Origin of the sequence: Streptomyces sp. WAC06614, assembly GCF_003949795.1 — a bacterium.
Classification (GTDB): Bacteria; Actinomycetota; Actinomycetes; order Streptomycetales; family Streptomycetaceae; genus Streptomyces.
In genome coordinates, this window is the sequence record NZ_RPRY01000247.1 from 1 (window position 1) to 10,676 (window position 10,676).

11 protein-coding genes and 1 tRNA gene are annotated in these 10,676 nt (G+C 72.6%); 9 read left to right on the forward strand and 3 right to left on the reverse strand.

All coding sequences use genetic code 11. From position 1 onward, the window contains the following. The 7 genes from EF918_RS26185 to EF918_RS26215 all read left to right on the forward strand — a co-directional run. Positions 1-2,275, forward strand: a 2,275-nt coding sequence (locus tag EF918_RS26185) for a thioesterase domain-containing protein (protein WP_260610685.1), incomplete at its 5' end; no start/stop codon positions are given. Positions 2,276-2,410: 135 nt separating this feature from the next. After that, entirely contained in the window at positions 2,411-2,647 is a 237-nt protein-coding gene (locus tag EF918_RS26190; RefSeq protein ID WP_125651139.1) for a tautomerase family protein, read from the forward strand. Between the two features lie 8 nt (positions 2,648-2,655). Beyond that, positions 2,656-3,618, forward strand: a complete 963-nt coding sequence (locus EF918_RS26195; protein ID WP_125651151.1) for a pseudouridine-5'-phosphate glycosidase — start codon at positions 2,656-2,658, stop codon at positions 3,616-3,618. Further along, positions 3,615-4,424 (forward strand): HAD family hydrolase, encoded by an 810-nt coding sequence (locus EF918_RS26200; protein WP_125651141.1) that lies wholly within the window; start codon positions 3,615-3,617, stop codon positions 4,422-4,424. Before EF918_RS26195 ends, EF918_RS26200 begins: the two co-directional genes overlap by 4 nt. A gap of 22 nt (positions 4,425-4,446) precedes the next feature. After that, the gene (locus tag EF918_RS39175) at positions 4,447-5,466 is read left to right on the forward strand and encodes a GNAT family N-acetyltransferase (RefSeq protein ID WP_312847866.1); all 1,020 of its coding nucleotides are present in this window, start codon (positions 4,447-4,449) and stop codon (positions 5,464-5,466) included. Between the two features lie 185 nt (positions 5,467-5,651). Further along, positions 5,652-6,872: an acetyl-CoA C-acetyltransferase gene (locus EF918_RS26210; RefSeq protein WP_125651143.1), complete on the forward strand. Its 1,221-nt coding sequence runs from the start codon at positions 5,652-5,654 to the stop codon at positions 6,870-6,872. Between the two features lie 433 nt (positions 6,873-7,305). Continuing rightward, on the forward strand, positions 7,306-8,133 hold the full coding sequence (locus EF918_RS26215; protein ID WP_185921926.1) for a hypothetical protein: 828 nt from the start codon (positions 7,306-7,308) through the stop codon (positions 8,131-8,133). Position 8,134: 1 nt separating this feature from the next. Here the strand turns inward: EF918_RS26215 and EF918_RS26220 are convergent, their stop codons facing one another. Continuing rightward, a complete protein-coding gene (locus EF918_RS26220) occupies positions 8,135-8,485 on the reverse strand; it encodes a hypothetical protein (RefSeq protein WP_125651145.1) in 351 nt (116 codons plus the stop codon). A 104-nt stretch (positions 8,486-8,589) separates the two neighbouring features. Between EF918_RS26220 and EF918_RS26225 the strand changes: the two genes are divergently transcribed. Continuing rightward, a complete protein-coding gene (locus EF918_RS26225) occupies positions 8,590-8,820 on the forward strand; it encodes a DUF4287 domain-containing protein (RefSeq protein WP_125651147.1) in 231 nt (76 codons plus the stop codon). Between the two features lie 99 nt (positions 8,821-8,919). Here the strand turns inward: EF918_RS26225 and EF918_RS26230 are convergent, their stop codons facing one another. Both EF918_RS26230 and EF918_RS26235 read right to left on the reverse strand, forming a co-directional pair. Further along, complete coding sequence (locus EF918_RS26230; RefSeq protein ID WP_125651149.1) at positions 8,920-9,771, reverse strand: Bax inhibitor-1/YccA family protein; 852 nt, start codon at positions 9,769-9,771, stop codon at positions 8,920-8,922. Between the two features lie 147 nt (positions 9,772-9,918). Then, positions 9,919-10,001, reverse strand: a tRNA-Leu gene (locus EF918_RS26235). 441 nt (positions 10,002-10,442) lie between these two features. Between EF918_RS26235 and EF918_RS26240 the strand changes: the two genes are divergently transcribed. Further along, a partial coding sequence (locus EF918_RS26240) for an ATP-binding cassette domain-containing protein (protein WP_125651155.1) occupies positions 10,443-10,676 on the forward strand: 234 nt, incomplete at its 3' end.

Here is a 10,676-nt window from a genome sequence, read left to right on the forward strand (position 1 = left end):
GGTCGCCCAGGGGGCGGCCCGCGCCCCGGCCACGGCCCGCCCCCTGGGCGACCTGACCCTCGCTCACCTGGGCACGCTGCTGCGTTGGTTCGGCCCCTTCCACAGCCCCGAGCGCCTCCTGCCGAAGTACGCGTACGCCTCCCCCGGCGCCCTGTACGCGACCCAGCTCTACGTCGAGGCCCACGGCGGGGCCGCCGGCCTGCCCGACGGCGTCCACTACTTCCACCCCGTCGACCACACCCTCGTCCGCATCGGCGACGCCCCGCGGCCGGAAGGGCCGCCGCCGGCCGGTCCCGCGCTGCGGCTGCACTTCCTCGGCAAGCGCCGCGCCATCGCGCCCGTCTACCGCAACAACATCCGCGAGGTGCTGGAGTTCGAGACCGGCCACATGCTCGGGGTGTTCGAGGAGGTGCTGCCGGAGTACGGCCTGACCGTCCGCCCGTACGGCCACCAGGAGGCGGTCCGGGACCACCTCGACGTGGCCGCCGAGGACCACTACCTCGGCACGTTCGAGATCGTCCCGGCCACCGCCGAGGACGCCGACGCGCACGACGGCGCGGCCACGGCCGGGGACAGGGGCCGCGCCGGCGTCGAACTCTTCCTCCAGTCCCACCCCGGCCGCGTCCGCGACCTCCCCGGCGGGCTCTACCGGCACGAGCCGGTCACCGGCGCCCTCACGCTCCTGTCCCCCGAGATGGTCGACAAGCGCCACGTCATCGCCATCAACCAGGGTGTGTACGAGGCCGCTTCCTTCGGCATCACCGCCGTCAGCCGCACCCCGCACCCCTGGCTGGAGTACATCGAGCTGGGCCGCACCCTGCACCACCTCCAGCGCAACGCGCTGCGCCTGGGCCTGATGTCGTCCGGCTACTCCTCCAAGTCCGGCCATCCGCTGCCCACCGCGCGCCGGATCGACGAGCTCCTCGGCGCCGCGGGCCTGCCGTCGGGGCCGTCGTACTTCTTCCTCGGCGGCAAGGTCAGCGAGGAGCAGATCAGTTCCACCGGCATGCACGAGGACTCCGTCCACATGCACGGCCCGACCGAGATGATCCGCGACGACCTGGCCCGGCTGCTGCCCGACTACATGATCCCCAACCGCGTGGTGGTCCTGGACGCGCTCCCGCTCACCGCCAACGGCAAGATCGACTACGCGGCGCTGGCGGCCCGCGAGGAGCTCACCGGCCCCGCCGCGGACACCGCCGACACCCCCCGCGTCCCGCCCGCCACCCCGCTGGAGGAATGGCTCGCCCGCGCCTGGGGCAAGGCCCTGAAGGTCCCCGACCTCGCGGCCGTGTCGATGCAGGACAGCTTCTTCGCCTGCGGCGGCAACTCCCTCATCGCGATGACCCTGACCCGCTGGATCAACCGCGAGTTCGGGATCTCCCTGCCCATGCAGACCCTGTTCGACCACCCGCGGCTGGCCGACCTCGCCGCCCGGATCACCGACGACGGCGCCGCCCTGCCCACCTCCCGCCTGGTCAAGCTGCACGACGGCGGCCCCGGCACCCCGGTGTTCTGCTGGCCGGGCCTGGGCGGCTACCCGATGAACCTGCGCCTGCTGGCCCGCGAGGCCGCCACCGGCGGCCCGTTCTACGGCGTCCAGGCCAGCGGCATCAACCCCGGCGAGACCCCGTACCCCACCATCGCCGAGTGGGCCGCCGCCGACCTCGCCGAGCTACGGCGCATCCAGCCCGAGGGCCCGTACACGCTGTGGGGGTACTCGTTCGGCGCCCGCGTCGCCTTCGAGACCGCCTGGCAGCTCGAACGGTCCGGCGCGGAGGTCGCCGAGCTGCTGCTGATCTGCCCCGGCAACCCGAAGCTGCGCGACGGGGCCGGCCGCCCGTACCCGCGCGAGTCCTCGTACGCCAACCCCGGCTACGTGACGATCCTCTGGTCGGTCTTCGCCGGCACGGTGGCGCCCGGGGCGGGCCTGGACGCGTGCCTGTCGGCGGCCCGCGACGAGGACGGCTTCGTGGACTTCGTCGCCAGCTCCTTCCCCGAGCTCGACCGGGACACGATCCGCCGGATCACCCGGATCGTCGGGGAGACGTACGAGTTCGAGTACACCTTCCGCGAACTGGCCGCCCGCCGCCTGCGCGCACCCGTGACCCTGGTCCGCGCCACCGGCGACGACTACTCGTTCGTCGAGGGCGCCTCCGGCTGGTCGGCGGCCCCGCCCCGCGTCCTGGACCTGACGGCCGACCACTACCAGGTGCTGAAGGAGCCGGGCATCACCGAACTGGTCCGGGCGATCCGCGACCGCCCGGCACCCTGAGGGCCCGCCGGCACGGCGGGGCCGGCCGGCGCGGCGGGGCCCGGCCGGCGCGGTCCGGCCATCCGCCGCTCCCCGACCCACCACTTCCCGCCCCACCGATACACCCATCCCACCCGAGAGAGGAACACGCCAGCCATGCCGCACGTCCACGTCCAGCACTACCCGAAGGACAACCTCACCCCGGAGCGCGTGAAGGCCTTCGACGACGCCGTCACCGCAGCCGTCACCGAGACCTTCGGCGTCACCGCCGACAAGGTGTCCATCGCCCTGGAGACCGTCGCCCCCGAGGCCTGGCACGAGCAGGTCGTCGCCGCCTTCGCCGCCCGCCGGGAGCTGCTCATCAAGGCCCCCGGCTACTGGAAAGAGGCGTGAGCGCGGCGATGCCCGTCCCCGCACGCGTGCCCGTGGAGTACTCGGAGGAGGTCCGTGAGGCCCTCCACGAGGGCCGTGCCGTGGTGGCGTTGGAGTCCAACGTCATCACGCACGGCCTGCCCTACCCGGACAACGCGGCCACGGCCCGCAAGGTCGAGGCCGCCGTCCGGGCGGGCGGGGCGGTGCCGGCCACCGTCTGCGTGGACGGCGGCGCGATCCGCGTCGGCATGACCGACGCCGACATCGAACGCTTCGCCTCCCTGCCCGGCATCCCCAAGGTCTCCAGCCGCGACCTGCCGGTCGTCCTCGCCGGGGGCGGACCGGGCGCCACCACCGTGGCCTCCTCGGTGGTGGCGGCCGAACTCGCCGGGATCCGCTGGTTCTCCTCGGCCGGGATCGGCGGGGTGCACCGCGGGGCGCAGGAGACGTTCGACGTCTCCTCGGACCTCATCCAGTTCACCCGGTCCCGGGTGGCGGTCGTCTGCGCGGGCGCGAAGATGATCCTGGACCTGGGGCTGACCCTGGAGTACCTGGAGACCCACTGCGTGCCCGTCGTCGCGTACCGCTCGGACGACTTCCCCGCCTTCTACTGCCGTACGAGCGGCCACCGCGCCCCGCACCGCATCGACGACGAGACCCGGCTCGCCCGCGCCGTCGAGGCCCACCGGGCGCTCGGCAGTCCGACCTCGTTCCTGATCACCACCCCGGTGCGGGAGGAGGACGCCATAGACTCCGCCGAGGTCGACGCCGCGATCCGCGAAGCGGTGGCGGCGGCGGCCCGGGACGGGGTCTCGGGCCAGGGCCTGACGAAGTACCTGATGCGCGCGGTCGACCGGGCCACCGACGGCCGCTCGGCCCGGGCCAACATGGCGGTCCTGGCCACCTGCGCCGAGACCGCGGGCCGACTCGCGGCGGCCCACAGCGCGTTGACGTCGGACGGACCGGCGGCGAGCGGGGGGACGGACCGATGAGCGACACGAAGGCGGCGGACGACCGGGACGGCGACGGTGTCGTCGGCACGGACGGCGACGGTGTCGTCGGCACGGACGGCGGCGGTGCGATCGGCACGGACGGTGTCGGGGACGGGCCGGTCCGGCTGGTGGTCTTCGACCTCGACGGCACGCTGGTGGACACACCGCGGGCGATCGTGGAGACGTTCCTGGCCGCCTTCGCGGCCCTGGCGGAACCGGCTCCACAGGCCGCGGCGGTCCGGGCGACGATCGGCCTGCCCCTGGAACGGGCCTGGGCCACACTGCTCGGCACGCACGAGTCCGACCCGCGGGTGGCCGAGGGCGTACGCCAGTACCTGACCCTCTTCCGCGAACGGGTCCTGCCGCAGGCCCGCGACCTGCTCTTCCCCGGGGTCGCGGAGGGACTCGACGCGCTGCGCGCGGCCGGACTCACCCTCGCCGTGGCGACCAGCAAGTTCTCCGCGAGCGCGGAGGCGCTGCTGACGGCGGCCGGGCTGCGCGAGCTGTTCGCCGAGGTGATCGGCGCCGACCAGGTCACCCACCCCAAGCCGCACCCGGAGTCCGGCGAGGTCGTCCTCGCCCGGCTGGGGATCCCGGCCGGGGCCGCCGTGATGGTCGGCGACACCACGCACGACCTGCTGATGGCCAGGGCGGCCGGCATGCGGTCGGTGGCCGTGACGTACGGGATCCACTCGGCCGAGCAGCTCGCGGGTGCGGAACCCACCTGGACGGCCGGTTCGTTCGCCGGGGTGATCGGTGCGATCACGCCGGCGACGGCGGCGAGCCGGGCGCCGGCGGCCAGGTGAGGGCGAAGGGCCGGGTGGCAAGGTGACGACGAGTACGGGCACAGGCGCGGGCGCGGGCACAGGCGCGCAGATACGCCTGCGCGGGGTCGAGCGGTCGGACCTGGAGACGTTCTGGCGGATGCACACGGACCCGGACGCGATCCGGATGGCGGCGTTCACGGCGGCGGACCCGTACGACCGCGCCGCCTTCGACGCCTTCTGGGAACGCAAGCTGAACGACAGCTCGGTGGACGTGCACACCGTGCTGCTCGGGGCCGAAGTCGTGGGCAACATCGCGGTGTTCGGCCCGCCGCAGGAGCGGACCGTGGGCTACGCCGTCGCCCGCGCCCACTGGGGCAAGGGGATCGCCACCGCCGCGCTGCGGCGGCTGCTCACGCTGGTGCCGCAGCGGCCGCTGCACGCGCGGGCGGCGACGGACAACACCGGTTCACTGCGGGTGCTGCGCGCGTGCGGCTTCGTGGTCACGGGCCGGGAGACGAACTGGGCGCACGGACGCGGCGCGGACACGGAGGAATTCATGCTGAGGCTCGGAGCGGTTCGCCTGACCCCGTGGTCGGACGCGGACCTCCCGCTGCTGGAACGGGCCAACACCCCGGAGATGACGGAACACCTGGGCGGCCCTGAGCACCCGGACCGGCTGGCGGACCGCCAGCGCCGGTACGTCGCGCTGAGCGCCCGGCCGGAGTCGGCCGGGCGGATGTTCCGGGTGTCCCTGACCGACACCGGCGAGGACGTCGGCTCGGTCGGGTACTGGGAGCGGGACTGGCGCGACGAGGAGGTGTACGAGGCGGGCTGGGCGATCTTCCCGGAGTTCCAGCGCCGCGGTCTGGCGGTGGCGGCCCTCACCGAACTCGTCGCCCACGCCCGCCACCACGGCACGCGCCCCACCCTCCACGCCTTCCCGAGCCCCGACCACCAGGCCTCGAACGCGGTCTGCCACCGCGCGGGCTTCACCCTCCTGGGCGAAACCCAGTTCGAGTACCCCCCGGGCATCTTCCACACCAGCAACGACTGGCAACTCCGCCTGGACGTCGAGGCGTAGCGGGTCCGCACCGAGACCCGGCCCCCGGGCCGCGCCTCGGCCCGGGGGCCGGGCTTCGGCCCCCGAGGGAAGGGTTGGGCCCCGTCGGTGCGTTGGGCATCACATGCCCTGGGCGGTGACCTCGACCGTACGGGGCGGTAACTTCGCATCCGGTCCGCAACGCCGCAACCCCCCTGGGAGCCCCGATGCCCGAAGCCGTCATCGTTTCCACCGCCCGTTCCCCCATCGGGCGCGCCTTCAAGGGGTCCCTCAAGGACGTCCGCCCCGACGACCTGACGGCCACGATCGTCCAGGCCGCCCTCGCCAAGGTCCCCGAGCTGGACCCCCGCGAGATCGACGACCTGATGCTCGGCTGCGGCCTGCCCGGTGGCGAGCAGGGCCACAACCTCGGCCGGATCGTCGCCGTGCAGATGGGCATGGACCACCTGCCCGGCTGCACGATCACCCGTTACTGTTCCTCCTCGCTGCAGACGACCCGCATGGCGCTGCACGCCATCAAGGCCGGCGAGGGCGACGTCTTCATCTCCGCCGGTGTGGAGACCGTCTCCCGCTCGGTCAAGGGCACCAGCGACGGCCTGCCCGAGACCCACAACCCGCTCTTCGCCGAGGCCGAGGCCCGTACCGCCGCGGTCGCCGAGAGCGAGGGCGCGACCTGGCACGACCCGCGCGAGGACGGCCTGGTCCCGGACGCGTACATCGCGATGGGGCAGACCGCCGAGAACCTGGCCCGTCTCAAGGGCGTGACCCGCCAGGACATGGACGAGTTCGGCGTCCGTTCCCAGAACCTGGCCGAGGAGGCCATCAAGAAGGGCTTCTGGGAGCGCGAGATCACCCCGGTCACCACCCCGGACGGCACGGTCGTCAGCAAGGACGACGGCCCGCGCGCCGGCGTCACCCTGGAGGGCGTGGCGGGCCTGAAGCCCGTCTTCCGCCCCGACGGCCTGGTCACCGCCGGCAACTGCTGCCCGCTCAACGACGGCGCCGCCGCCCTGGTGATCATGAGCGACACCAAGGCGCGCGAGCTGGGCCTGACCCCGCTGGCCCGGGTCGTCTCCACCGGCGTCTCCGGCCTGTCCCCCGAGATCATGGGCCTGGGCCCGGTCGAGGCGTCCCGGCAGGCCCTGAAGCGGGCCGGGCTGACCATCGACGACATCGACCTGGTCGAGATCAACGAGGCCTTCGCCGCCCAGGTGATCCCGTCCTACCGGGACCTCGGCATCGACATCGACAAGCTGAACGTCAACGGTGGCGCCATCGCCGTCGGCCACCCCTTCGGCATGACCGGTGCCCGGATCACCACCACCCTGATCAACAGCCTGCAGTTCCACGACAAGCAGTTCGGTCTGGAGACCATGTGCGTCGGCGGCGGCCAGGGCATGGCCATGGTGATCGAGCGGCTGAGCTGAGCCGGAGCGGAGGGCAGGGGTCGCCTGAGGAACGAGGGCGGCGCCTGCCCTCAGCGGAGGCGAAGTTCGGCGCGACCATGAGCACGAGCGGCTGAGCCCGCGCCTGAGCCGAGGGCTGCTCATCTGGGAGGACTGGACCACTGGGCCGGGGTCCGCGGGGCCCCGGCACGCTCCCTGAGCTCAGGCTTTGCGGACGGGCCGACTCCGCTCCAATCCCCTCGCGTCCGATTTGTGACCGAATCGCCCCCAGGATGTGACCTTCGTCCTGGGGGATCGGTCTTTACGCAGGTCAGAGCAGGTGCGGCGGGGGCCGCAAGGACAAAAGCCCTGTCCCATTCGTGACGTAATGCACTGCACGCCATTCCCAGGTCGGGACAAGCTGTTGTAGGAAGTCGGGGGATCGAAACACATCAGGAGTTAGTCAGTGAGCGCCATGTCTCTTGCCCTGCTGCTGACCACGGCCGCTGCCACGGCCGTGGGCGCTGCTGCGCTGCACGCCGTCCACGGCCTACGCAAGCAGGTCACGGCCCTGCGCGGCGAGCTCGCCGCGTCGGTCCTCCCCCGCGGTTCGGCCGTCCCGCACGCCCGCAGCGCCGGGGACACCCCTGCCGCGGACATACGAGCCGCCGTGGCCGAGGCCCTCGCCGAGGAGCGCGAGCGGGAGCTGGCCGAGGCGCGCGCCTTCTGGGCCGCGCAGGAGGCCCGTGACGCCGCCGACGCGCCCTCGCTCCTGGGCGGCCTCTCCGGCCTCGGGGAGGACAGCCCGGTCTTCCTGCCCCGGCAGGCGGACCTGGTGGGCCTGGAGCCCCTCCTGGGCGACGAGACGGCCGCGGGCACCGCCCTGCCGGAGGCCGGCGAGTACCCCGAGGACTCCGCCGAGCTGGCCGCGGCCCGCCGGCGCCACCCCTCGCACCCCGACTTCGTCCCGGTCCAGCCACACCCCGGCGCCGACCACGAGCGCACCGTCAACCGCCTGGAGGAGCTCGCCCAGGCCCGTACGGCGCTCGCCGACGTCCGGCCCGGCCCGCTGGGCACCCTGGACGTGTACGTCTTCACCGACGGCACCACGCTCTGCATGACCCCGGGCCACCGCGAGACCGCCGAGCGGCTCGCCGAGGCGCTGCGCTCGGGCACCGCGCCCGTCCTGCTGGGCGGCTCGGGCATCTCCGGCGCCTACGCGCTGACGTTCTCCTGCGGTGACTCCGACGACCCCGAGGACAACGTCTACATCCTGGCGGACCGGGTCATCGCCTCGCTCTGACTCAGCGCACCGCCGCCCTGGCTTCCGCCTCCTCCACCAGCCGCACGGCCTCGTCCAACGCCTCGGACGGGGCCGTCGCCGCGTCCTGGGCGGCCGGGGCCCGCAGCGCCTCGGCCAGGTCCAGCCCGGCCACCGCCAGCTGGTCCCCCACGGCGAAGATCCCCGCGTCGGGCATCACCCGCGGCGGCGCGCCGGCCCCGAGCCCTTCCCAGACCTGTGCCCGCTCCGCCAACGCGCGGGCCAGCGCCAGACCCTCGGCGGCGGCCCCCCGCTGGAGCCGGCTCTGCGGCGCGGCCCTCAACCGGTCGGCGAAACGTTCCACAACGGCGACAAGGGGCGAAGTATCCAGCACCCGGCCGACCTTACGCGCCGTCCACGCACCATTGCCAACGGGCGAACGCTCAGGCACGGTGGCGTGAAGAGAACAGCACGACGGCGATACCCCCGGAGGCGCCCATGTCCGTAGAGTTCTCCGAGCAGACCCACCGCAACATGATCGACCGCATCCCCCAGACCACCGGTCGTGAAGTGTCCGACTGGCTCCGCACCGTCGACGAAGGCCCCTCCCTCGTCCGGTTCGAGGAGAAACTCAGCTGGCTGCGCGGGGCGTACGAGCTCTCGTACGGCCAGGCCAAGGCCATCATCCACGAGCACGGTCTGCGCCGGGCGGCCAGAAGGTTCGGCTGACCGGGCAGGGAACACGGGAAGGCCCCGCGAGCCGGAGCTCGCGGGGCCTTCCCCGGTGTGCTTGAGCGTTTCTGCCGCTCGGCCGGCCTGACCGCCGGATCAGTCGTCGCCCTGCAGGATCGACAGCAGGCGCAGCATCTCGGTGTAGATCCACACCAGCGTCACCGTGAGGCCGAAGGCCGCCAGCCAGGACTCCTCGCGCGGAGCGCCGTAGGCCACGCCGTCCTCGACCTGCTTGAAGTCCAGGGCGAGGAAGAAGGCACCGAGGACGATGCCGACGATGCCGAAGACGATGCCGAGACCGCCGGAGCGGAAGCCCAGGCCGTCGCCGCCGCCGAACAGCGCGAACAGCGCGTTGGCCGCCATCAGCAGCAGGAAGCCGACCGCCGCGGCCATCACGAAGCCGTAGAAACGGCGGGTGACGCGGATCCAGCGCATCTTGTAGGCGAACAGCACCGCGGCGAAGACGCACATGGTGCCGAGCACGGCCTGGATGACCACACCGGGCGAGATGGTGGTGCTCACGGCCGCGCTGATCACGCCGAGGAAGACACCCTCGAACGCGGCGTAGCCGATGATGAGCGCCGGGGCCGGCTTGCTCTTGAAGGACTGGATCATCGCCAGGACGAAGGCCACCAGGCCCGCGCCGATGGCGATGCCGTAGGACTTGCCGATGTTGGCGGGGTCGACCGGCAGGGCCAGCCAGGAGATGACCGCCGTCAGGATGACCGTGCCGAGGGTGAGGGCCGTACGGCTCACCACGTCGTCCAAGGTCATCGCGTTGCTACGGACCGCCGCCGGCGCGCCCGTCTGCGGGTCGGCCGCGTACGGGTTGGTGGCGTACGGATTCGTCGCGTACGGGTTCCCGGCCTGCTGCTGCGCGTCAAAGCCCGCGTAGCCGTTGTCGCGGCTGAACCCCCGTCGCGAGAAGACCGGGTTGCTGCTCCTCATCTCACTCCTCCATGGCCACCGAGCGCGGCCTTGCATCAAGAGTAATGCGAACGCAAAAAAATCACCCTACTGCTCAAGGAGGATCTTAGAAGAAAGGGAGGCGAAGCCCGGGGGAGCAAGAGGGGAGAAAGCGGGAGGAGCCGGGAGTGCCCGGAGCCGGACTTGAACCGGCACGGCCCGAGGGCCAGCGAGGTTTAAGCTCGCAGTGTCTGCCATTCCACCACCCGGGCAAGGCGAGCGGCTCCCGCGGAGCAAGGCCGTGAACGCTATGGCGAGCCTAACGGGATTGCTGTCGGCGCCGAGCGGACATCTTTCCGATGTTGTCTGATTTTATTGGCGATTGATCGGGCGTCAGACCCGAGAACACGCGGTCGGCCAGCCGTCCTTCCCCATGGCCCCCAGATCCGGATTGACGGGATTTCGATGGCCCTCGCGCCGCTGCGCGCCACCCCGGGCCACCCCCCGGTCCGCGAGCCGGTCCGAGCCGCGGTCCGCGCCTCGTCCCCGAGCCTCCCGTCATACCAGAGGAGGACCCGGCGGCCCCCGGGTCAGACTCCAGTGGGCCGGTGAACAAGCTCGGCGGCTGATCCGCGGCGGGGGTGCGCCCCCCGACGATGGAACGGTCCCGCAGCAGGCGTCCGCCGTGTCCGACAGGAGTTCCCGTGACCACCATGAACTACGCCCCGCACACCGCTCAGGCCGTGGCCGCCCGTGCCACCGGCCTGTCGAAGGTGTACGGCCAGGGCGAGACCCAGGTGGTCGCGCTCGACAACGTCTCCGTCGACTTCGGCCAGGGCCACTTCACCGCGATCATGGGCCCCTCCGGCTCCGGCAAGTCCACCCTGATGCACTGCGTCGCCGGCCTGGACACCTTCACCTCCGGCTCGGTCCGCATCGGCGACACC